Here is a 21,028-nt window from a genome sequence, read left to right as displayed (position 1 = left end):
GACGTGGCCACGTTGGGACCCTGCCCGGCGTAGTTCGGTCCGTACGGGTTGTCGCCGAACGGCCCGACGGTCAGGTCCGCGCAGGGCAGCGGGTTGCCCGGGGTCGGGTCGCCGCCGGGGCCCGGGGTGTAGGAGCACGGCGATCCGGGGACGACGGCCGGCCCGGGATTGGCCGGGGTGCCTTCCAGCGGGGTCGGGGCGGGCGGCGGGGCGCCGTTGGAGAACCCGGTGCCGTTGGGATCCGGGAAGCGGAAGGCCGGCAGTCCGGCGTTGCCCCAGAACTCCTCCGGATCGATGCCGCGCTTCTTGAAGGCGGCGTCGACGTAGGGCTGCAGCAGCCAGTAGGGCGCCAGGTTGGCCAGCATCACCTTGAAGTACGGCCCCGACGCCAGCGCCTCACCGAGCGACACGATGAACTTCGACAGCGACGTCAGCGTGTCGGAGAGGTCCATGCGGCGCTCGGAGAGCACGCCGCTGATCACCCGCAGCTGCTCGAGGACGCGGTTCAGGTTGGGGTTGTCGTCGATGACGCCGCGCACCTGGGTCGAGAACGTGCCCACGCGCTCGAGCAGTTGACCCACCGCGTAGTTGCGCTCGTTGATCGCCGCCAGCAACGTCTGGGCGTTGACCAGCAGCTCGTTGATCTGCCCGCCGCGGTTGCCCAGCACGCCGGCGACCTTGTTGGCGTTGGCGAGCAGTTTCTGGATCTGGTCGTCGCGTTTGCCGATCGTGTCGGAGAACCGCGCGACCCCGTCCAGCGCTGCGCTGAGGTGCGGGTAGGTCTGGTCGATGGTCTCCGAGAGCACGTTGAGCGACTCTTTGACGGTCTGGGTGTCCCAGCCGGAGGTGTTGCTGCTGACGTCGAAGAACGCGTCGTAGATCTGATAGGGCGTGGTGGTCTGGCCCAGCGGCAGCGTGCCGCCGGGTTGCAGCACCTCGGTGCCGCGGGGCTCGATCTCGATGTTGCGCCGGCCCAGGATGGTGTCGGTGCGGATGGCCGCCCGGCTCTCCTTGCCGATCTGGGTGCCGCCGAGCGCATAACCGATGACGACCTTGTCGCCGTCGATCTCCATCGATCGCACCGTGCCGACATCGACGCCGGCGATGCGCACCTTGTCTCCGTTGTTCAGCCCGCCGGTGTCGGAGAACTCCGCGTAGTAGGTGGGCGTCGCGAACAGCATCGGCACGCTGGCGAAACTCTGGCCCACCCCGATCACGAGGATCACGATCAGGATGCCCATCAACCCGTTGCGGACGCGGTTGGACCCTTCGAGGACTCTCATTTCGGCGTGCACCTACCCGTCGGCTGGCTCCACACCTTGACCTTGCGCACGGGTCCGCCGGGCTGCAATCCGTTGAGCTTCAACGTGATGTCGCACGCATAGAAGTTGAAGAAGTCGCCGTAGAGACCACCGGAACGGCCGATGACCGACAGCGCGTCCGGCAGGTCGATCAGCAGCTGGTTGAGCTCGTCGCGCTGATCCACCAGCGGCTGGTTGAGCACCTCGAGCTTGCTGATGGTCTGCTGCAGCAGCGGCCGGTTGTCGGCCAGCAGGTCCCCGATCGTGCCGGCGGCGTCACTGATGTCGGCGACCGAGGTGGCCAGCGGATCGGCGCGATTCTTCAACCCGGTGATGAGGACCTGGAAGTTCTGGATCGTCTCGTCGAACTGCTGCTGATGTTTGACCGTCGTGTCCAGCACGGTGTTGAGGTTGGTGATGACGTCACCGATGGCGCGGTCCCGGTCGGCCAGCGCATTGGTCAGCGACGCGGTCTGATCCAGGATGTCGTTGATCGTGCCGCCCTGGCCCTGGAACACGGTGATCAGCGACTGGGCGATGGTGTTGACCTTCTCGGGTTCCAGCGACTGGAACACCGGGCGGAAGCCGCCGATCAGCGCGTCGAGATCCAGCGCCGGTTCGGTGAGCTCGATCGGGATCGTCGCTCCGGCAGCCAGTTTGGTGTTGCTGTCACCGCGGGACAGATCCAGGTAGCGGTCCCCGATGAGGTTCAGATAGCGGATCGACGCGCGGGACTCGTCGAACAGCGGCAACGACCGGTCGACGTTGAAGTCGACCTTGACCTTGGAGCCGCCCTCGATGAGGGTGACGTCTTCGACCTTGCCGACCTCGACACCGGACGCGCGGACGAACTGGCCGGGGCGCAGGCCGCTGGCACTGGAGAACACCGCGGAGTACCCGGTGGTGCGGTCGAAGCGCACCTGACCGAACACGATGATGATGATCGCGGTGAACATGAGCAGCACCAGGGAGAAGGCGCCGAGCTTGATCGCGGTTCCGGTGATTTTCATGGGTTGATCGTGTGCTCCCCGACTTGGCGCCCCCACACGTACTCGGTGAGCAGCGGCGAGCCCAGGCCGATGTGGTTGTACGGGGCGATCGACGCGCCGGTGTCCAGCACCAGGAACGGCGCCGGCCACAGATCCCGGGTGATGGGCTGCCAGCAGCCCGGCCGTCCGCCCGGCCCGCCCTTGGCGTTCACCCGCGGCAGGTTGTCGGGGAAGACGTAGGCGTTGGCCGTGCCCAGACCCAGCACCTCCGAGTTGGTCTTCAGCGAGTAACCGTTGCCGCCGAACGCGTCGCTGATCTTGGGTTCGACGTCGTGGTAGTTGCGCATCATGCAGTAGATCGACGGGCTGTACTCGTCGAGCAGCGCGGTGGTCGGGATCAGGTCCTCGGCGGTGCGCACGAAATAGGGCGCGCCGCGCTCGAGGACATCCCCGCCGACGTTGCCGAACCCGACCGCGGCCATCAACGCCTGGTCGACGTCGCCCTGCTGTTCGTTGAACGTGCGGGCGGTCGTCACGGCGTTCTCCAGACCGTCGAACAGGTCGGGCGCCGCGTCGGCGTACACCTCACCGAGGTCGGCGAGCAGCTGGTTGTCCCGCCGGATCGTCGGCATCTGCGGGTTGACCTCGGCCAGGATCTGGTTGCCGTCGATGATCGATTCGCCGAACCGCTCGCCGAGCCCGTCGAGCGCCTCGGCGGTCGCGGTCAGGGTCTGGTTCAGCTTGATCGGGTCGACCCGTTCGGCCACCTCGACGACGGTCTCGAACAGCGTGTTGAACTCGGTGGTCACCGACGACACGTCGATGACGTCGCTGGCGGTGATCCGCTCGCTGGAGGGGTCTTTCGGGGTGGTGAAGGAGACGTACTTGTTGCCGAACACGGTGGTCGCGGTGATGTCGGCGTTGACGTTGCGCGGGATCAGGTCGAGGTACTCGGGGTTGACCTCGAGGATGATCTTGGCGCGCGGTTCGTCGTCGACGGTGACCTGTTCGACCTGCCCCACCCGGCCGATCTGCACGCCGTTGTAGGTCACCTTGGCGCCCGGATCCATGGACAGACCCGAGCGCGCCGAGATCATCGTCAGCTGGGTGCGGGGCAGGAAGTCGCCGCGGAACTGCAGATACACCACGACCACGGCCGCGATGGAGAGCAGGGCCAGCACGAGCCCGGCCACCTTGTAGGGGGGCTGGCGTTTGGTGTTGATGGGAGCCGTCATCGCCGCTACACCGTCAGGTTGAAATTCGGGTCGACGCCGTAGAGCGCCAACGAGGCGAACAGGACCACACACACGATGGCGACCAGTGAGGCGCGCATCGACCGGCCGACGGCCTCACCGACGCCGACCGGGCCGCCGCTGGCGTAGAAGCCGTAGTAGCAGTGGTTGAGCATGACGATGACCGAGATGATGATCGCCTGCACGAAGGACCAGAACACGTCGTCGGGCCGCAGGAACGTGCGGAAGTAGTGCTCGTAGGTGCCGATCGACTGGCCGTAGAACACCGTGGTGGTCACCTGCGCGGACAGGAAGCTCATGATGATCGCCATCGCGTAGAGCGGGATGATCACGACGAAGCCGGCCATGATGCGGGTGGACACCAGATACGAGATGGACTTGATGCCCATCACCTCCAGCGCGTCGATCTCCTCGCTGATCCGCATGGCGCCCAGCTCGGCGGTGGCACCGGCGCCGACGGTGGCGGCCAGCGCCTGGCCGGCGACCACCGGGGCCGCGATCCGGACGTTGATCAGCGCGGCGAAGAAGCCGGTGAACGCCTCCACCCCGATGTTGCCCAGTGAGGCGAAGCCCTGGATGGCGACCAGCGACGAGCCCGACAGCGTGACGAACCCGACGATCGCGACCGTGCCGCCGATGACCGCCATCGCCCCGGTGCCCATGCCGATCTCGGCGATCAGCCGCAGCATCTCGCGGCGGTAGTAGCGCAGCGCATGTCCGATCGAGCCGACCGCGGTGATGGCGAACACCGCGATGTGCCCCATCGCCTCCAGTCCGCGGCCCGGCGCGCCGGCCCATTTCTCGGCGGTGGCGACTCCGCGGGGGAACCGGGCCCGGATGACTGCAGATGTCGACACGTCAGCTCCCCGTTCCGAATCGGACGCCGATGGTCGTCAGCACGACGTTGACCGCGAAGAGCGCGATGACGCACAGCACCAGGGTCTCGTTGACCGCGGTGCCCACACCCTTGGCGCCCCCGGCCACGGTCAGGCCGCGGTAGCAGCCGACGAGCCCGGCGATCAGGCCGAAGGTGGCGGCTTTGACGATCGAGATGATTACCTCGGGCAGGCCGGTGATCAGTGTCAGCGTGGACACGTAGGCGCCGGCGGAGACGTTCTGCAGGTAGACGCCGAAGATGAAGCCGCCGACCAGACCCACGGTGATCACCGCGCCGTTGAGCAGGATCGCCACGAACGTCGAGGCGATGACGCGGGGGACGACGAGCCGGTGGATCGGGTCGATGCCGAGCACCTCGAGCGCGTCGATCTCCTCACGGATGGTGCGTGCACCCAGGTCGGCGCAGATGGCGGTCGAGCCGGCCCCGGCGACCACGAGCACGGTCACCAGCGGGCCCAGCTGGGTCACCGCGCCGATCGCCGCGCCGGCGCCGGAGACGTCGGCGGCGCCGAACTCGGCGAGCAGGATGTTGAGGGTGAAGATCAGCAGCACGGTCAGCGGGATGGACACCGCCAGCGTGGGCAGGAACGCCACCCGCATCAGGAACCAGCTCTGCAGGATGAACTCCCGCCACTGGAACGGCGGCCGCAGCAGCGCCTTGCCCACGAGCACGCACATGCGCACGAAACCGCCGACGGCCTCCAGGCCGGGCTTGGTCTGTTCGCGGATGTACGTGCCGAGGTTCTGAGTCGTCATCGGGCAACTCCCGCGACGTCCCCAGGGCTGGCGTAGCGCACCGATGGCACCTGTCGCACGCTCCCTTCCAGCCCGGACCCGGTCAGTGTGATCTCCGCCCTATTACTCGCTGGTAGTAAGGCGGACCACCGGACTGTACCCGATGGGTTGAGCCCGACGTACTGCATCGGCGCGATTGACCGTCGAACCGTAAGCAACGCCGCCCCCTCTCGACTAGGTCCGCCGCGCACCGGCTGAAACGGTTGTCGGAGAGGAACTTTCGGAGACGTCAATCTCGGTTGCCGAGGCGAACCGCGACCTCAGTTCGGTCTTGAGAACCTTGCCGGCGGGGTTGCGCGGCAGCGCGTCGACGATCTCGACCGCCTTGGGGTGCTTGTAGCGGGCCAGCTTCGCCGACAGGAATTCCTCGAGGGCGGCGACGCCCACCGTCGACTCGCGGGCCGATCCCAGCGAATCCCGGACGACGACCACAGCAACGGGAACCTCCCCCCACTTGCGATGCGCCCGGCCGATGACCGCCACCTCGACGATGTCGGGGTGGGCCGCCAGGACGTTCTCGACTTCGGCGCAGTAGATGTTCTCGCCGCCGGAGATGATCATGTCCTTCTTACGGTCGACGACGACCCAGATGTAACCCTCCTCGTCCTGCCGGACCAGGTCACCGGAGTGAAACCAGCCGCCCGCGAACGCTTCTGCGGTGGCCTCGGGCTTGTTCCAGTAGCCGGCCATCAGGGTGGGGGCGCGGTAGACGATCTCACCCACCTGGCCCACGGGCACGTCGTTCATGTCGTCGTCGACGATGCGGGCCGACACCGTCGGGATGACCTTGCCGACCGACCCGAGCTTGCGGATGGCGTCCTCGCCCAACAGCATGCAGGTGACCGGCGACATCTCGGTCTGGCCGAACGCGGCCAGGATCTTGGCGCCGGGAAACGTCTGCGCCATGTCACGCAGCAGCGTGTCCGAGGCCGGCGCGGCGCCCCAGGACAGCGTGCGCAGCTGCAGCCGGCGGGGGTTGGCGCGCTGTTCGGCGCACACCGCCTGCCACTGTGCGGGGACCAGGAAGATCCCGGTGACCTTCTCCTGCGCCAGCACGTCGAGCAGGTGGCCGGGGTCGAAGGCGCCCAGCGGGTAGATCACCGTGGGGCGGCCGAGCAGCAGACCGAAGATGGTGTTGCCGATGCCGGCGATGTGGAACAGCGGGACCCCGACGAAGCCGATGTCGTTGTTGATGTCGGCGCCGTTGGTGAACAGGTGCGTCATCGCCTGTCCGGCCAGGTTGGTGTGGGTCAGCACCGCCCCCTTGGGCCGGCCGGTGGTGCCCGAGGTGTACATGATCAGCGCGGGCGAGTCGTTGGGGATGTCCACCGTCGGACAGGGCGCGTTCTCGGCCACCAGATCCTCGTAACCCAGGACGCCGTCCTCGGTGGCGGCGCCGGCGACGATCACGGTGGCCAGCGCCGGGTCCAGGTCTCGGACGGCGGTCGCGACCGGCGCGAGCACCGGCTCGGTGACGACCACCGCGGCGGCGCAGTCCGAGACCAGGTAGGCGATCTCGGCCGGGGTCATCCGGAAGTTCACCGGGACCGCGATCGCGCCGAGTTTGTTGACCGCCAGGACCGACTCGAGGAACTCGGGACGGTTCAACATCAGGATCAGCACCCGGTCTCCGAACCCGACCCCCCGCCGGTGCAGCGCCCCGGCTAGCGCGGTCACCCGGCGCTCCAGCTCGATCCAGGTGGTCGACGCGCCCAGATGCCGCAGCGCGGTGCCGCCGGGCTGCATCAGGGCATGCCGGGCGAGCTGGTTGGTCCAGTTCTGCCGACGGGCAAGGTAGGGCTGCTCGGTCGGATGCTCAGGCGTACCGGCGGGAACGGTCAACGTGTCCTGCTTCGTGGGATCGTGGCTTGCGGCGCGGTGATATTTGATCAAACATGGTGTTGCCTCGGTCACAGTATGGCCCCGGCGGGCTCGCGACAAGTCTCGATCGCCACCCGGCGAGATCTGCCCGAAAGGCCTTGCATCCGATGTACGCCCCCGTCCGCACCCGTTCGGCGGGTGCGGTGCGCCGCGAGCAGCTCTCCGACGAGGTGGCAGCGCGACTGCGGGGCGAGATCATGACCGGCGCGTTGCGGCCGGACACCTTCATCCGGCTCGACGAGACCGCCGCGCGGCTCGGCGTCAGCATCACACCGGTACGGGAAGCGCTGCGCACGCTGCGCGGTGAGGGCATGGTCGAGTTGGAGCCTCATCGCGGTCACCGCGTCGTCCCGCTCAGCCGTGCCGACATCGAGGACATCTTCTGGCTCCAGGGCACCATTGCGCGCGAACTCGCCGCGACCGTGGCCCGCCGCATCACCGCCGGCCAGATCGACGAGTTGGTCGAGCTCAACACCCGACTGGCCGCCGCCGCGGCGACCGGTGACCCCGATCAGGTCGCGCAGTGCGAGTTCGCGTTTCACCGGGCGTTCAACCGTGCGGGCGGGCGGATCAAGCTGGCCTGGTTCCTACTGCACGCTTCGCGGTATCTGCCGCCGCGGCTGTTCGCGACCGACCCGGCCTGGGCGGCGGGCGCGGTGGCCAGCCATGAACAGCTGATCGAGGCGCTGCGCGGCGGCGACGTCGCGACGGTCGTCGCGCTGACCGAGGGTCAGTTCACCGACGGACTGGCCCGGCTGCTGGCCTATCTGGACCAGATCGGGCTGTGGGGCTGACCCGAGCCGGGGTCAGCCGGCGGCGAGCTGCTCGGCGCGGGCCTTCAGGTTGTCCGCCAGATACTCCAGGGTGTCGTTGACGGCCTTCTTCACCATCTGCTTGGGGATCGGCATGGTGGTCTCGACGTCGAGGTCGACGGTCAGCAGCGACGTGGGGCCGATCGGCACCACCGAGAACTTCTGTTCCTGCTTGGAGAAGAAGTCGCCCTGCTGCAGCATCGTGTAGATCTGGTTCTCGCCCGGGTAGTACACCGCGGTGATGAACGTGCCGGCCTGACCCTGCACCACCACGTCGAGCCGCAGCTGGCTGGGCCGGCCGTCGTGGTACCGGGCCAGCACCCAGCACCCCTTGATCTCTTCGTTCCAGTGCGGGTAGGCCTCGAAGTCGGCGACGATGCCCATGATCGTCTCGGCGGAGGCAGCCACCTCCACGGTCTTGCTCACCAACGGCATCGGGCGAGCATATCGTCACAGCTGCGCGCGCAGCTCCCGTGCATTGCGCACCGCGTTGCCGCCGAGGTCGTTGTTGAAGTACACCAGCACATCTCGGCTCTGCGCCTGCCATTCCCGGATCCGCTCGGCCCACCACCGCAGGTCGTCACCGCTGTAGGAGCCGCCGTACAGCGCGTCCGGATCGGGGCCGTGCAGTCGCACGTAGACGAAACCGGCGGTGGCCTTCAGCACGCACGGCAGATTCGCCCCGCTCATCACGACGTAGGCGGCGCCGTGCTTCTCCAGCAGGCGGTAGACCTGCTCGTCGTCCCAGGAGGGGTGGCGGAACTCGACGGCGACGGGGATCTGCGCCGGCATGGCGCCGAGGAAGTAGTCGAGCCGGGCGTCATCGCGTTCCAGCGCCGGGTGCAGCTGGACCAACAGCGGGCCGGCGCGGTCACCCAGGGAGCTCCAGCCGCGGTGCAGCCGTTCGATCCATTCCTCCGGCGACCGCAGCCGGCGCGCATGGGTCAGGCCGCGGGCCGCCTTGACCGCCATCGTGAACCCGGGCGGGAGCTGGTCGCGCCACCGCGCGAAGCCCTCGTCGCGGGGCCAGCGGTAGAAGCTGCCGTTCAGTTCCACGGTGTCGAACTCGGCGGCATAGCGGGTCAGGCGTCGCGCCGCCGGGACCCCCTGCTCGTAGAGCACGCCCGCCCAGTGGTTGTACGACCATCCGGAGGTGCCGATGCGAACCGTCACCGCATCCGGGTACCCGCGTTTCAGGTCAGCGTGTCGGCCTCGACCGTGACACCCAGCGGTGAGCTCTGCCGCACCGCGTCGTCGCGGATCAGGCCGCGCAGCAGTGCGGTGCTGAACTCCACGGCGATCTCCTGGGCGGTGCGCCGCCCGTGCGGCCGCAGCCATCGGTAGGAGCCCAGCGTCATCCCGATGTAGCCCAGAGCGAGAACGTGGGAGTCGCAGTCGTACAGCTCACCGCTGGCGATGCCGCGGTCGATCACGTCGCGGACGTGCTCGTAGACCTGGGTTTCCTTCTCCCGGATGTAGGCCACCTGCTCCTCGGTGAACCACTCGGTGATGTAGGGCCCTTCCTGGAAGTACACGGCGGCCCGCTCGATGTTGCCGGCGATGCCGACCAACAGGCGCCTGGTGAAGTGGTAGATCATCTCCCGCGCCGAGGCCGACGGATCGTCGTGCAGAGCGTCCACGGTGAAGTCGGCGGCACCTTTGTAGATGTCGTAGAGGATCAGCGACTTGCTGGCGTAGTAGTGGTAGACCGTGGCCTTGTTCAGCCCCACGGCGTCGGCCACGTCATCCATCCGGGTGCCGTGGTAGCCGCGCGCGGCGAACAGCTTGGTGGCCACGGCCAACAGCTCCTCGCGACGGGACATCCCGTTCGTGGTGACGGTTTCAGACATGGCGACTCACTATAGGCAGGGGCGGTCCACTAACTGGTTGGTTCAGTCTAGGCGGATGCGGTGCCGCCGCGGGGGCGGCAGGTCTACACTCGGCCAGAGCCCTGCAGGCGAGAGGTGATGACGTGGACCCGAACCCGGATTACGACGCAAGCGACGAGTTGGAGTACGGCATCAACTGGTTCGCCTGGATCCTTCGCGGAGTGTATCCGCCACCGGCCTACCCGCCGGTGTGATCGCCACCGGCCACCTCTGAAGCCGCGGCGCCTTCCGGGGTGACCGCGGGCTTCTGCGGCATGACCGCGGGCCGTTCCATCGTGTTCGCGGCCGCCTCCTGGGTGTCCGCGGACGTCTCCGGTCTGAGGCCGTGCTCTTCGGCGGTGAGCCGGTTCTCGTCCGGCGCGTCCGGTTCGTGCTCGCCGCGCCGACGCGCCGCCACCTTCTCTTCCAGCGTGTGTTTCGTGCTCTCCAGCGTGTCCTTGACGGCGCCGGCCCACGTGCGCATCCGCCCGGCGGCGTGTCCACCCCACCGTTCCGCGGTGTCCGCCGCCTCCTTGCCGACGCGGGTGGTGACGCGACCGGCCCGGTCGACGCGCTCACGAAGCTCTTGGCGCCAGTCGCGGGGCGGAACCGGTTCCTGGTCCCGCGGCCAGACGATGGGCGGTTCGACCGCGCCGGACACCGGCGGGTACGTCAGCGGCTGGCTCTCCTCGCCGTAGCACTCCCCGCATTTGCGGCACCGCACCTCGTAGCGCGTCACGGGCGAAGCGTCGTCGGTGACCGTCTCGATGAAGACGTAGTCAGCCATCGACACGCATCGCGGACAGCGCGCCAGCCCACGTTCCACAACCATGCTCACGTTGGTCATCGTGCGTGGCGCAGCACGTGACGCGCACCTGGGGCGCAGATCTCGATGCCTGATCGGTGCCGTTTCGAGACCTGCCCGGTCAGAGTCCCGTGAAGACCTGCCCGGTCAGAGCCCTGTGAAGACCTACCCGGTCAGAGCGCCTTGAGCTCCTCGATCACCTCGGTCACCGACTTCTTGGCATCGCCGAACAGCATGGAGGTCTGGTCGGCGAAGAACAGCGGGTTGTCGATACCGGCGTAGCCGGAGCTCATCGAGCGCTTGAGCACGATCACCGACTTGGACTGGTCGACGTTGAGGATCGGCATCCCGTGGATCGGTGAGCTCGGGTCGTTGCGCGCGGCGGGGTTGGTGACGTCGTTGGCGCCGATGACGAGGGTGACGTCGGTGCGGTTGAACTCACCGTTGATGTCGTCCATCTCCTTCATCGCGTCGTATTCGACGTCGGCCTCGGCGAGCAGCACGTTCATGTGTCCGGGCATCCGGCCGGCGACCGGGTGGATGGCGTACTTGACCTCCACGCCTTTGCTCTCCAGCATGTCGCCCATCTCCTTGACCGCATGCTGGGCCTGCGCGACGGCCAGGCCGTAACCGGGCACGACGATGACCTGGTTGGCATAGGCCATCTGGATCGCGGCGTCGGCGGCCGAGGTGGCCTTGACGGTGCCCTGCTCGCCGCCCGGTCCCGCGGCTGCCGCGGAGTCGCCACCGAAGGAGCCGAACACGATGGCCGGGATGGACCGGTTCATCGCGACGGCCATCAGGTTGGTCAGGATCGAGCCGGACGCGCCGACGATCATGCCTGCGACGATCATCGCGGTGTTGTTCAGTGCCAGACCGGCCGCCGCGGCCGACAGGCCCGTCAGCGCGTTCAGCAGGCTGATGACCACCGGCATGTCGGCGCCGCCGATCGGGAACACCACGAACAGGCCCATCACGCCGGCGGCGGCGAGAACGGCCACGATCCACCAGCCGCTGGTCTCGTTGCCGGGGGCGGCGTTGAGGCCGATATAGACCGCGACCCCGACCGCCACGATCAGCAGCGCGATGTTGGCGGCCTGAAACAGCTTGGCGGAACGGACCAGCGCCTTCTCGACGTTCTTGGGGATCGATTCCTGCAGCTTCAGGAACGCCACCAGCGAACCCCAGAACGACACCGAGCCGACGATCGCGGCGAACAGCGACCCGACGACCAGTGCGACGGTGGGTTGCTGATCGGGTCGGAAGTGGGAGAAGCCGTCGGTCTCGATGAACTCCGCCCAGGCAATCAGCGCCACGGTGCCGCCGCCGACGCCGTTGAACAGCGCGACCAGCTGCGGCATCGCCGTCATCTTGGTCTTCTTGGCCGGCGGCACACCGAGCACCACACCGATCGCCAGACCGGCGACGATCAGGATCCAGTTGATCGCGGCGGTGTCGCGGACCGCGATCAGCGTGGCGACGACGGCGATACCCATACCGGTGGCGGCGATCCAGTTGCCGCGCACCGCGGTCTTGGGGCCGGTCAGGCCGGACAGGCCGAGGATGAACAGCGCGAACGCGACGATGTAGAGGACGTTGACGAGGTAGGTCACTGGGCTGCCCCGTCCTTGGACGCGGCAGGCTTCTTGCCCTTGAACATGCCGAGCATGCGGTCGGTGACCAGGAAGCCGCCGATCACGTTGAGCGTGCCGAAGATCAGCGCGATGAAGGCGATGATGCGCACCCCCCAGCCGGCGTCGGCGGGCAGGTTGCCCAGCACGATCAGCGCACCCAGCACCACGATGCCGTGAATGGCGTTGGTGCCCGACATCAGCGGGGTGTGCAGCGTGTTGGGCACCTTGGAGATGACGGCGAACCCGACGAACCCGGCCAACACCAGGATCGCGATGTTCAACAACAACTGGTCGTACATGGCTAGTTCCCCTCGCGTGTGACGCAGGCGCCCGCGATCACTTCGTCGTCGAAGTCCGGCGCGAGTGCGCCGTCGGTGATCAGCAGATCCAGCAGTGCGGTGATGTTCTTCGAGTACAGCTCACTGGCGTGCTCGGGCATCGTGGCCGGCAGGTTCAGCGGCGAGGCGATGGTGACGCCGTGTTTGACGACGGTCTGCCCGGGCTCGGTGAGCTCGCAGTTGCCGCCGGTCTCACCGGCCAGGTCCACGACGACGGAGCCGGACTTCATGCCCTCCACCGCCGCGGCGGTGACCAGCCGCGGCGCGGGGCGACCCGGCACCAGCGCGGTGGTGATGACGACGTCGAACCCGGTGATGGCCTTCTCGAGTTCCTTCTGCTGCGCGGCGCGCTCGTCGTCGGTGAGTTCGCGGGCGTACCCACCCTCGCCGGCCGCGTCGATGCCGAGGTCCAGCCATTGGGCGCCCACCGAACGGACCTGGTCGGCCACCTCGGGGCGCACGTCGTAGCCGGTGGTGCGCGCGCCGAGGCGCTTGGCGGTGGCCAGCGCCTGCAGACCCGCCACACCGACACCGAGCACCAGCACCGTCGCCGGTTTCACGGTGCCGGCTGCGGTGGTCAGCATCGGGAAGAAGCGGGTCGACTCCGAGGCGGCCAGCAGCACGGATTTGTAGCCGGCGACGTTGGCCTGCGAGGACAGCGCGTCCATCACCTGCGCGCGGGAGATCCGGGGGATCGCTTCCACGGCGAAGGCCTGGACACCGGCCGACTTGAGCGCACCGATCTGGTTGTCGGCGTTGCGGGGCGCCAGGAACCCGATCAGAGTCTGGCCCGAGCGCAGCTTGGCGATCTCCTCTGCGCTGGGCGGGGCGACCTTGACGACGACGTCGGCGGCCCACGGGTCGCCGATGACGGCGCCTGCTTCGGTGTAGAGCTCGTCGGGCAATAGGGCCGCGTCACCGGCGCCGGACTGCACGACGACGCTGACTCCGCTCTTGGTCAGTCCGGCGACCGCCTTGGGAACGAGCGCGACGCGCCGTTCACCGGCGGCCGACTCGGCGGGCACGCCGACGGTCACCGTCGTGGCGTCGGGGCGCGGGGCGCCGGATTCGACTTCTGTCATGGCGACGTTGATCTCTTCCGTGTTATTCGGGGTGGTTCGGGTTCTGTCGGTGGCGAGCCCGCGTCAACGTGGGGCGCGATGTGTGATCAGACACCATAGCGGGTGCAAACGTCGAGAGCCGATTCCGTTTCGGCCCCATCGGCACAGTTCAGCGACCGGGACGGCGGCGCCGGTGGTCTCCAAGTATGTGGGATCGCCGGTATCGGGCGAGGCAGTAGCGCAGAAACCGCCTCCACCGCGGGCAGCACCCCGACGGACGACAGTGTGATCACCGCCACAATGACGGAGCGGGGTTGACGGGCGTCAAGCCTCGTCGGGGGGCTCCGGCGGTGAAACCGCAGTGATCCGGGTACCGGAGCCGGCCGTGGACTCGATGTGCATGGCGCCCCCCATCGCGTCGAACCGGGCCAGCAGGGAGCCGAGACCGATGTGGCCCGCGGCCACCGAATTGCCGACCTGCTGCGGATCGAAGCCGCTGCCGTCGTCGCGAACGCTGAGTAGCACCCGGTCGCCGTCACGGTGCACCTCCACCCAGACGGTGCTGGCACGGGCGTGCTTGGCCACGTTGGTCAGCAGCTCGCGCGCGGCCCGGTACAGCAGGGACTGCGACTGCGGCTTGCCGACGTCGTCGAGATCGGCGATGACGTCGATGTCGTGCCGAGACTGGTATTGCCGCAGCAGCTCTCGCACCGCCGCGGTCAGTCCGAGCTGCGCCAGGACCTGCGGGTGCAGCTCGGTGACGGTGGCCCGCAGCCCCGCCGCGGTGTCCTGCAGGGCCGCGTAGACGTGGTCGAGCGCCGGGTCGGAGATCCGGTCGCGGGCCTCGTCGAGCTCGAGACGTGCGGCCAGCAGAGTCTGCAGCGGACCGTCGTGTAGATGTTCGGCGACCTCGCGGTTGTGCCGTTCGTCGGACTGCATCGCCTCCGACACCAGCTGGGTGCGTACCTCCTGCAGCGCGGCCAGCCGGGCCGCCCGCCGGGCCAGCACGAAGCTCAGCGCCGTGGTGGCCACGGCCATCCACACGATGAAACCGAAGTGGGTGTACACCATGTTGGGCAGCCCCATGGTGTCGTCGCGTTTGGAGTAGAAGATCCACACGGTCAGGTAGCCGGCGGCGGTGATCGACCCGATGACGGCGGTCAGACCCGGCCGGTCCTGGAACGCCACCGAGATCGGCAGCAGGAAGAACACCGGCAACAAGGCCGCCGTCGCCCCGCCGGACACCACGCACAGCAGCAGGATCACCAGCAGGTCGACCGCCGTCGACGCCCACGCCGCCCACCGCGGCACCGGGCCGCGCAGCACCGCCAGCAACCACACCACCGCGACCGCCGCGTAGACACCGAGGATCACCGCGTACAGCTGGGGCAACCAGTGGTCGACCTCCCAGATCCACACCAGTGCCGCGATCAGCACGATCAGCGGTAGGCGCAGCACCGCCGAGACGCGGACCGGTTCGGCGGCCAGGAAGTCGCGGTAGGAGCGCAGCCGCTGCCCGGAGAAATTCACGTCAGTCCAGCAGTTTGCGGCGCATGGCTTCGGCCACCGCAGCGCCGCGGTCGCTGACGCCCAGCTTCTCGTAGAGGCGCTGCACGTGCGTCTTGACGGTCGAGGGGGCCAGGAACAATTCCTTGGCCATGGCCGGGATGCTGCGGCCGGCCGCGATGAGGGTCAGCACCTCACGCTCCCGCGGGCTGAGGACCGGACCGTCGGGCACCGAACGCTTGCGGATCTCGGCCGCCAGCCCGGCTGCCACACTCGGGGCGATGACGTCGCGGCCCTTGGCGCAGTCCAGCACGGCGGCGACCAGTTCACCGCGGGAGGACTCCTTGGGCAGGAATCCGGCCGCGCCGTCCTGCAGCGCCTGGTACACGATGGCGGATTCGTCGTGCGCGGAGATCAGCAGCACGCGGGTGGGTAGCTCGTCGCGGCGCACCGCGGCGGCGACCGCCGCGCCGTCCATGCCGGGCATGCGGTAATCCAGCAGCGCCACCTGCGGGCGGTGCTCGCGGATCGCGGCCAGGGCCTCGACTCCGTCGTCGGCCTCGGCGATGACCTCGATGGACCCGCTGGACTGCAGTGCGCGCACCACCCCGTCGCGGAACATCGGATGGTCGTCGCCGACCACCACCTGCACCCGTTCTCCGCTCGCCACGCGCTCAGCCTCCCACAACCGGGCAGCGCTATCCCCCGATCGGTGGACCACCGATTCCACCACCGCATCCACCGGTACGCCGACAGACATCGACGGCCGCGGGCGGCATTCTTGAGTCATCGCCGGAACACACCGGCGGAGGAACCGAAAAGCCAACTCACACAGGAGAACTCATCATGAAGAACATCACCCGCGCCCTGGTCCTGCCCCTGCTGTCCGCCGGCATCATCGGCGGCGCCGCCCTCGGCCTGGCCGGCCCGGCCGCCGCGACCACCACGACGCACACCAACGGCAGCCACTCGATCGTCACCTCGCCCGACACCCGGGCGACGGACAAGGCCCACGGCGGCCAGCAGCTGCACCCGTGGACCGAGCGTCACCACAACCACAACAACTTCTGGCGGCACTGAACTTCCGGCGGCACTGAGCGTTCGACGCGCTGAGCCCCGGCCGCAAGCGGCCCTTCCGGACTCCGGAAGGGCCGCTCAGTCGTTGGTGCGACGGTCGGCGACGATCTTCCCGGCGATGTCGACCAGCTTGACGTTGGATTCCTGCGACAGTCGGCGCATCAGGTCGAACGCGGCGATCGCGTCGATGGCGAAGCGTTCCATCAGGATGCCTTTGGCCTGGCCGATGAGGTCACGGCTGGCCAGGGCGCTGCGGAACTGCTCGGTGCGCCGCATCGTGTTCCACGCCACTGAGGCGTGGGCGGCGAAGATCAGACCCAGTTCGATCGATTCGTCGTTGAACGCGTGGGCCGGTTCGGCATAGAGGTTGAGGGCGGCCTCGCTAGTTCCCTCGGTGGACAGCCGAAAGGACAGAATGGAGCGGATCGGGGTCGACGGCAGCGCAGCGTCGCGGTAACGCGGCCAGCGTGTCTCGGCGCTGAGATTCGCAACGACCACGGTGTCGTGTTCCCAGGCCGCCGACAGGCAGGGTCCTTCGTCGACCTCTCGTTGAACGTCGTCGAGCATGATCGGGTACTGGTGTGTCGCCGCCAACGAGGCCACTGCGCGGTCGTGGCCGACCGTGGTCACGCACGCGTACTGGGCGCCTGGTATCGAGGCCACGGTGGTCGCGTTGATCTCCCGCATCACCGCTTCGAAGTCGTCGACGCTGCGTCGGTGCATCGCATCGACCAACTCGGCGACCTCGTAGATGCGCCGGCGGTCAGGTTGCCAGGTGATGTTGTCGTGGTCGAAGTGGTCCGGCTGTGAGGGGGACTCGTCAGAGGACACGTCGACTCCCTTCTCGGCTGGGCCGTGCTGAGCTGAGCCGTCGTCCACCCTCAGGGCGGCACCGGCTCGTCGCAAAGTGCCGTCTGACCATAGCTGAAGCGGACACGCGCCAGCGGATTGAGACCGTGCGAGGACGGGTACCGGATAACTGCCGAGGGTGAAGCCATCCGCCCAGTCGTGCCACCGCGAAAGCGGGAACGTGAGTTGAACATGAGTTCGTCGAAGAGAGTGGAGAACCGGCCCGACGTATCGCAGTTGCGCTCGTGCCTGAGCAACGGACACACCGACCGGCGGGATACCGACGTCGTGGTGTTCGACAGCACCGATCTTCCGGCTACCGAACGTCTGTTCACCCGAGCGTATTCGCAGACGACCATATGTCCCGACGGAGGACAGCCGCCTGAGGCTCATTTTCAGCGGCGTTGGTACGGACCAGTTGCCGTCGACGATCTCGATGTCCGCTTCCACATGACCTACGAGGCGGCACCGATGCGGCGCATCTGCCTGACTCACGTGCGCACCGGCACGATCGAGGAGGACGTTGCCGAGCAAGGTCGCGATGTGTTGGGCCCCGGCGACGTGGCGCTGTTCTGTCGTCCCGACTCTCCGTACTCCGGACGGGTGTGCAACGCGCGTTATGCAATGACGATGTTCGACCTCGACCTGCTGGAACGGGTAGCAATACACGACGGTGAGCCCGTGCGACTACTCGGGCACCGCCCGGTTTCGGCTGAAGCTGAGCGCTTCGTCCACGCCACCATCGACTACGTCCGGTCACTGGCCGCCGAAGGCGCTCCGGCCAGTCCGCTGGCGGCCGCCTCCGCCGCGAACGTGCTCGCGGGCGCGGTCTTGTCGGCATTTCCCAACACCGCGATGGGAACAGCCGGAAGGCCGCCGGAGCGAACTGGCTCGCGACCGGCGCTGCTGAACCGCGCGATCGCATTCATCGAGGAGAACGCCGCTTCGCCGATCGTGTTGTCCGACGTCGCGGCCTGGGTGCACGTCACTCCCCGCGCGCTGCAGTACATGTTCAAGCGCCACCTGGAGATGACGCCGATGGCCTACCTACGACGGGTCCGTCTGGACCATGCGCACCGCGACCTGGTCGACGCCGACCCCGCCGAAACGACGGTGCAGCGCATCGCCGACCGTTGGGGATTCGCGCACACCGGCCGGTTCGCGGCGGCGTACCGCCAGACCTATGGCCGCATGCCCTCGGACACGCTGCGGTACTGACCACTGAGGGTCGGGGCGGCACTGACCATCGCGGGTCAGAGCCCGAGGAGGGCTCCCCAGCGCTGGCGGACCAGGACGTGGGCGGGGTCCTGAGAGTCGGGGGCACTGTCCCCGGCGGTGACCGACACCAGCGCCGCGGCGACGGCATACGGCGACAGTCCCGCACTACGGGCGCCCTCGACCAGGTCGTCCATGGCGGCCTTGTCGCGGCAACGGAGCAGCGCTATCAACGTGCCCTCGGCCAGATGGAGCGTGCGCGCCTGATCCAGGTGTTGGGCGGGCGCGTTCTGGTAGCCGTTGGTCCACGATGCAGGCCACATGTGTTCTCCGCTTTCGTTCTCAGTCCGTGTCGTCAGAGCCGGCCTCGCTGAGGCCCTGTCTATCGGATAACCCGTGCGGGGCCTCCCTACGCTGAGGGTTGGCTGCACGTTGCGCAGCGAGACGACTACTCGCAAGATGGCGCGTTTACAGGTGTCATATCGTGGCGGTCATGGACTTCGCGATGTCAGCCAAGGCGGCCGACTACCACCAGCGGTTGACCGACTTCATGACCGAGTTCGTGTTCCCGGCCGAGGAGGCCTATCACCGCTACCGCGCGGAGGCGGGCCCCGACGACCACACGGTGCCGCCGGTCGTGGAGGAGCTCAAGGCGCTGGCCAAGGAGCGGGGCCTGTGGAACCTGTTCCTGCCGGACGAGTCCGGGTTGTCCAACTTGGAGTACGCCCCGCTGGCGGAGCTGACCGGCTGGAGCATGGAGATCGCCCCCGAGGTCACCAACTGCGCGGCGCCGGACACCGGCAACATGGAGACACTGCACCTGTTCGCCACCGAGGAGCAGCGCGCGCAGTGGCTGGAACCGCTGTTGGCGGGCGAGATCCGCAGTGCCTTCGCGATGACCGAGCCCGCGGTGGCCTCCAGCGATGCCCGCAACATCGAGACAACCATGCTGCGCGACGGTGACGACTACGTCATCAACGGCCGCAAGTGGTGGATCACCGGGGCGGCGGACCCGCGCTGCAAGATCCTGATCGTCATGGGCCGCACCAATCCCGACGGCCCCAGCCACCGTCAGCAGTCGATGATTCTCGTGCCTGCCGACACACCCGGTGTGGACATCCAGCGCTCGCTGCCGGTGTTCGGCTGGCAGGATCAGCACGGCCACTGCGAGATCGTGTTCGACAACGTGCGGGTGCCGGTGTCGAACCTGCTCGACGAGGAGGGCAGCGGGTTCGCGATCGCCCAGGCGAGGCTGGGCCCCGGCCGCATCCACCACTGCATGCGAGCGATCGGCGCGGCCGAGCGGGCGCTGGCCCTGATGGTCGACCGGGTGCAGAACCGGATCGCGTTCGGCAAGCCGCTCTCCGAACAGGGCGTGGTCCGCGAGGCGATTGCCAAATCCCGCAACGAGATCGAACAGACCCGGCTGCTGTGCCACAAGGCGGCATGGACCATCGACCAGCACGGCAACAAGAGCAAGGACGCGCAGCTGCTGGTGGCCCAGATCAAGGCCGTTGCGCCGCAGATGGCGTGCGACGTCATCGATCGGGCCATCCAGGTGCACGGCGGGGCGGGGGTGTCCGACGACGTCCCGCTGGCCCGGCTGTACAGCTGGCACCGGGCGATGCGGCTGTTCGACGGGCCCGACGAGGTGCACATGCGCACGATCGCGCGGGCGGAGCTGGGGCGGGAGAAGTCGGCGCTGGCCGCGGCCTGTACGGCGGCGAGCCGCCAATCGGATGCCGCGGCGAGCCGCCAATCGGGTCCGGCGGTGACGAGCTAGTGGCGAACGGTCGGGTTTCGAGCGGCCAGGAACTGTCGGGCGCATGGAACTTCCGTGACGTCGCCGAGCACACCGGCATCACGCCCGGCCGGTTCTTCCGGGCGAGTGAGCTGTCCAAGCTCGACGAGGCCGGCCGCGGCGCCATGACTGCCTACGGCGTCACCGACGTCGCAGACCTGCGCACGCTGCGCGAGTTGGAACGCCACGGCGCCGGCCTGGTCCCGCCGGGGGTGGACATCCACCACCTGCCCTTCGTCGAGACCGCCGCCTCCGACGGGGAGGCGCCGCACGAGCACGCCTTCCAGCGGATGATGACCGACAAACCCGAGGGCATGTCGGTCGCGGACGCTGCCGCGCAGTACATGACCGAGGAGTACGGACGCATCGCCGCCGCCCCGCTGGCACGCACGGCCGTCTATCGCGTGGTGCAGCTACTCGGCTCGGACCGCCGGGTGCTCGCCCATTGTTTCGCGGGCAAGGACCGCACCGGGTTCACCACCGCAGTGGTGCTCGAGGCGGCCGGCGTGGACCGCGACGCGATCATGGCCGACTACCTGCAGAGCAACGTCGCGGTGCCGCAGCTGCGGGAGAGCATCCTGGCCACGATCCGGGAGCGCGCCGCGGAGGCGCCCGAGATCCTCGAACTGGCCGAGGCCCGGCTGACTGACGCGGTCCTCGGGGTGCGCGAGCAGTATCTCGACATGGCACGGCGCACGCTGGACGACGAGTTCGGCTCGCTTCGCGGCTTCCTGGAGGCCGCGGGTGTCACCGACGAGGACCTGGCACGGCTGCGCGCCGCGTTGCGCGACTGAACTCTCACTGGTGGACGATCAGTGTCGACAGGGCGTATGTCTTGTCTGCACCCCGGGCTCGTCGGGTCACTGCCGGGCTGACCGAGTCACCCATTGAGGGATGACCTGTCTGAGAGTCGCAGGGCCTGGCGGCCCGGGACGTGCAGATCGGC

At 68.2% G+C, this 21,028-nt stretch carries 22 protein-coding genes and 1 pseudogene; 6 read left to right on the top strand and 17 right to left on the bottom strand.

Features of this window, described 5'->3' with window-relative positions; all coding sequences use genetic code 11:
- From J3476_RS25480 to fadD5, 6 genes are all read right to left on the bottom strand, one after another.
- Positions 1 to 1,283: virulence factor Mce family protein (locus J3476_RS25480; protein WP_207069074.1), on the bottom strand; the 1,283-nt coding region annotated here is incomplete at its 3' end.
- Positions 1,280 to 2,311, bottom strand: coding sequence for a virulence factor Mce family protein (locus J3476_RS25475; RefSeq protein ID WP_152514944.1), 1,032 nt, complete (start codon positions 2,309 to 2,311; stop codon positions 1,280 to 1,282). The genes J3476_RS25480 and J3476_RS25475, both read right to left, overlap by 4 nt.
- Positions 2,308 to 3,525, bottom strand: coding sequence for an MCE family protein (locus tag J3476_RS25470; RefSeq protein ID WP_207069073.1), 1,218 nt, complete (start codon positions 3,523 to 3,525; stop codon positions 2,308 to 2,310). Before J3476_RS25470 ends, J3476_RS25475 begins: the two co-directional genes overlap by 4 nt.
- 5 nt (positions 3,526 to 3,530) lie before the next feature.
- Positions 3,531 to 4,400: an ABC transporter permease gene (locus tag J3476_RS25465; RefSeq protein WP_152514942.1), complete on the bottom strand. Its 870-nt coding sequence runs from the start codon at positions 4,398 to 4,400 to the stop codon at positions 3,531 to 3,533.
- Between the two features lies 1 nt (position 4,401).
- Positions 4,402 to 5,196, bottom strand: a complete 795-nt coding sequence (locus tag J3476_RS25460; RefSeq protein WP_207069072.1) for an ABC transporter permease — start codon at positions 5,194 to 5,196, stop codon at positions 4,402 to 4,404.
- Positions 5,197 to 5,409: 213 nt separating this feature from the next.
- On the bottom strand, positions 5,410 to 7,077 hold the full coding sequence (gene fadD5, locus J3476_RS25455; RefSeq protein ID WP_207069071.1) for a fatty-acid--CoA ligase FadD5: 1,668 nt from the start codon (positions 7,075 to 7,077) through the stop codon (positions 5,410 to 5,412).
- A 146-nt stretch (positions 7,078 to 7,223) separates the two neighbouring features.
- Between fadD5 and J3476_RS25450 the strand changes: the two genes are divergently transcribed.
- Complete coding sequence (locus J3476_RS25450) at positions 7,224 to 7,910, top strand: GntR family transcriptional regulator (protein WP_207069070.1); 687 nt, start codon at positions 7,224 to 7,226, stop codon at positions 7,908 to 7,910.
- Positions 7,911 to 7,922: 12 nt separating this feature from the next.
- Here J3476_RS25450 and J3476_RS25445 read toward each other — a convergent pair whose 3' ends face one another.
- Genes J3476_RS25445 through J3476_RS25435 form a run of 3 tightly spaced genes read right to left on the bottom strand, consistent with a single transcriptional unit; the run spans position 7,923 to position 9,778 of the window.
- Entirely contained in the window at positions 7,923 to 8,363 is a 441-nt protein-coding gene (locus J3476_RS25445) for an SRPBCC family protein (protein ID WP_207069069.1), read from the bottom strand.
- Positions 8,364 to 8,378: 15 nt separating this feature from the next.
- Positions 8,379 to 9,101 (bottom strand): DUF72 domain-containing protein, encoded by a 723-nt coding sequence (locus J3476_RS25440; protein ID WP_207069068.1) that lies wholly within the window; start codon positions 9,099 to 9,101, stop codon positions 8,379 to 8,381.
- A 20-nt stretch (positions 9,102 to 9,121) separates the two neighbouring features.
- Positions 9,122 to 9,778 carry a TetR/AcrR family transcriptional regulator gene (locus tag J3476_RS25435; RefSeq protein ID WP_152514936.1) on the bottom strand — a complete coding sequence of 219 codons (657 nt, stop codon included), beginning with the start codon at positions 9,776 to 9,778 and terminating at the stop codon, positions 9,122 to 9,124.
- A gap of 122 nt (positions 9,779 to 9,900) precedes the next feature.
- Between J3476_RS25435 and J3476_RS25430 the strand changes: the two are divergent.
- Positions 9,901 to 10,011: pseudogene (locus J3476_RS25430) on the top strand (CAP domain-containing protein); the annotation flags it as partial.
- On the opposite strand, the gene J3476_RS25425 reads toward J3476_RS25430, so the two are convergent.
- The 6 genes from J3476_RS25425 to J3476_RS25400 all read right to left on the bottom strand — a co-directional run bounded on the left by J3476_RS25425 (position 9,996) and on the right by J3476_RS25400 (position 15,810).
- The gene (locus tag J3476_RS25425; protein ID WP_207069067.1) at positions 9,996 to 10,634 is read right to left on the bottom strand and encodes a hypothetical protein; all 639 of its coding nucleotides are present in this window, start codon (positions 10,632 to 10,634) and stop codon (positions 9,996 to 9,998) included. The pseudogene J3476_RS25430 and the gene J3476_RS25425 overlap by 16 nt on opposite strands.
- 140 nt (positions 10,635 to 10,774) lie before the next feature.
- A complete protein-coding gene (locus J3476_RS25420; RefSeq protein WP_207069066.1) occupies positions 10,775 to 12,214 on the bottom strand; it encodes an NAD(P)(+) transhydrogenase (Re/Si-specific) subunit beta in 1,440 nt (479 codons plus the stop codon).
- The gene (locus tag J3476_RS25415; protein ID WP_207069065.1) at positions 12,211 to 12,534 is read right to left on the bottom strand and encodes an NAD(P) transhydrogenase subunit alpha; all 324 of its coding nucleotides are present in this window, start codon (positions 12,532 to 12,534) and stop codon (positions 12,211 to 12,213) included. Before J3476_RS25415 ends, J3476_RS25420 begins: the two co-directional genes overlap by 4 nt.
- A 2-nt stretch (positions 12,535 to 12,536) precedes the next feature.
- Positions 12,537 to 13,655 carry a Re/Si-specific NAD(P)(+) transhydrogenase subunit alpha gene (locus J3476_RS25410; RefSeq protein ID WP_207069064.1) on the bottom strand — a complete coding sequence of 373 codons (1,119 nt, stop codon included), beginning with the start codon at positions 13,653 to 13,655 and terminating at the stop codon, positions 12,537 to 12,539.
- A 303-nt stretch (positions 13,656 to 13,958) separates the two neighbouring features.
- Complete coding sequence (locus J3476_RS25405) at positions 13,959 to 15,164, bottom strand: sensor histidine kinase (protein ID WP_286183724.1); 1,206 nt, start codon at positions 15,162 to 15,164, stop codon at positions 13,959 to 13,961.
- A gap of 1 nt (position 15,165) precedes the next feature.
- On the bottom strand, positions 15,166 to 15,810 hold the full coding sequence (locus tag J3476_RS25400; protein WP_264002462.1) for a response regulator transcription factor: 645 nt from the start codon (positions 15,808 to 15,810) through the stop codon (positions 15,166 to 15,168).
- Between the two features lie 176 nt (positions 15,811 to 15,986).
- Between J3476_RS25400 and J3476_RS25395 the strand changes: the two genes are divergently transcribed.
- Positions 15,987 to 16,220, top strand: coding sequence for a hypothetical protein (locus J3476_RS25395; protein ID WP_207069062.1), 234 nt, complete (start codon positions 15,987 to 15,989; stop codon positions 16,218 to 16,220).
- 75 nt (positions 16,221 to 16,295) lie between these two features.
- On the opposite strand, the gene J3476_RS25390 is transcribed toward J3476_RS25395, so the two are convergent.
- Positions 16,296 to 16,940 (bottom strand): GAF and ANTAR domain-containing protein, encoded by a 645-nt coding sequence (locus J3476_RS25390; RefSeq protein WP_207069076.1) that lies wholly within the window; start codon positions 16,938 to 16,940, stop codon positions 16,296 to 16,298.
- Positions 16,941 to 17,258: 318 nt separating this feature from the next.
- On the opposite strand from J3476_RS25390, the gene J3476_RS25385 reads away from it, so the two are divergent.
- Positions 17,259 to 18,284, top strand: coding sequence for a helix-turn-helix transcriptional regulator (locus tag J3476_RS25385; RefSeq protein ID WP_207069061.1), 1,026 nt, complete (start codon positions 17,259 to 17,261; stop codon positions 18,282 to 18,284).
- A gap of 35 nt (positions 18,285 to 18,319) precedes the next feature.
- On the opposite strand, the gene J3476_RS25380 is transcribed toward J3476_RS25385, so the two are convergent.
- Positions 18,320 to 18,604, bottom strand: a complete 285-nt coding sequence (locus tag J3476_RS25380; protein ID WP_207069060.1) for a hypothetical protein — start codon at positions 18,602 to 18,604, stop codon at positions 18,320 to 18,322.
- 182 nt (positions 18,605 to 18,786) lie between these two features.
- Here J3476_RS25380 and J3476_RS25375 point away from each other — a divergent pair, with 182 nt between their 5' ends.
- Together J3476_RS25375 and J3476_RS25370 are read left to right on the top strand one after the other, a co-directional pair.
- Positions 18,787 to 20,064 carry an acyl-CoA dehydrogenase family protein gene (locus tag J3476_RS25375; protein WP_207069075.1) on the top strand — a complete coding sequence of 426 codons (1,278 nt, stop codon included), beginning with the start codon at positions 18,787 to 18,789 and terminating at the stop codon, positions 20,062 to 20,064.
- Positions 20,064 to 20,876 (top strand): tyrosine-protein phosphatase, encoded by an 813-nt coding sequence (locus J3476_RS25370; protein ID WP_207069059.1) that lies wholly within the window; start codon positions 20,064 to 20,066, stop codon positions 20,874 to 20,876. The genes J3476_RS25375 and J3476_RS25370 overlap by 1 nt, the downstream gene beginning before the upstream one ends.
- Positions 20,877 to 21,028: the final 152 nt, after the last annotated feature.

The organism is Mycobacterium sp. PO1 (genome assembly GCF_017312405.1).
In the GTDB taxonomy this organism is placed as follows: domain Bacteria; phylum Actinomycetota; class Actinomycetes; order Mycobacteriales; family Mycobacteriaceae; genus Mycobacterium.
The sequence above is the reverse complement of the archived record's forward strand: the minus strand, read 5'-3'. Positions and strand labels throughout refer to the sequence as shown.

What these genes read in the sequence shown, in the direction of transcription:
- J3476_RS25475 (WP_152514944.1), bottom strand. Translation starts at nt 2,311, where the DNA reads ATGAAAATCACCGGAACCGCGATCAAGCTCGGCGCCTTCTCCCTGGTG.
- J3476_RS25470 (WP_207069073.1), bottom strand. Translation starts at nt 3,525, where the DNA reads ATGACGGCTCCCATCAACACCAAACGCCAGCCCCCCTACAAGGTGGCC.
- J3476_RS25460 (WP_207069072.1), bottom strand. Translation starts at nt 5,196, where the DNA reads ATGACGACTCAGAACCTCGGCACGTACATCCGCGAACAGACCAAGCCC.
- J3476_RS25450 (WP_207069070.1), top strand. Translation starts at nt 7,224, where the DNA reads ATGTACGCCCCCGTCCGCACCCGTTCGGCGGGTGCGGTGCGCCGCGAG.
- J3476_RS25445 (WP_207069069.1), bottom strand. Translation starts at nt 8,363, where the DNA reads ATGCCGTTGGTGAGCAAGACCGTGGAGGTGGCTGCCTCCGCCGAGACG.
- J3476_RS25435 (WP_152514936.1), bottom strand. Translation starts at nt 9,778, where the DNA reads ATGTCTGAAACCGTCACCACGAACGGGATGTCCCGTCGCGAGGAGCTG.
- J3476_RS25415 (WP_207069065.1), bottom strand. Translation starts at nt 12,534, where the DNA reads ATGTACGACCAGTTGTTGTTGAACATCGCGATCCTGGTGTTGGCCGGG.
- J3476_RS25410 (WP_207069064.1), bottom strand. Translation starts at nt 13,655, where the DNA reads ATGACAGAAGTCGAATCCGGCGCCCCGCGCCCCGACGCCACGACGGTG.
- J3476_RS25395 (WP_207069062.1), top strand. Translation starts at nt 15,987, where the DNA reads ATGAAGAACATCACCCGCGCCCTGGTCCTGCCCCTGCTGTCCGCCGGC.
- J3476_RS25390 (WP_207069076.1), bottom strand. Translation starts at nt 16,940, where the DNA reads ATGCACCGACGCAGCGTCGACGACTTCGAAGCGGTGATGCGGGAGATC.
- J3476_RS25385 (WP_207069061.1), top strand. Translation starts at nt 17,259, where the DNA reads ATGAGTTCGTCGAAGAGAGTGGAGAACCGGCCCGACGTATCGCAGTTG.
- J3476_RS25380 (WP_207069060.1), bottom strand. Translation starts at nt 18,604, where the DNA reads ATGTGGCCTGCATCGTGGACCAACGGCTACCAGAACGCGCCCGCCCAA.
- J3476_RS25375 (WP_207069075.1), top strand. Translation starts at nt 18,787, where the DNA reads ATGTCAGCCAAGGCGGCCGACTACCACCAGCGGTTGACCGACTTCATG.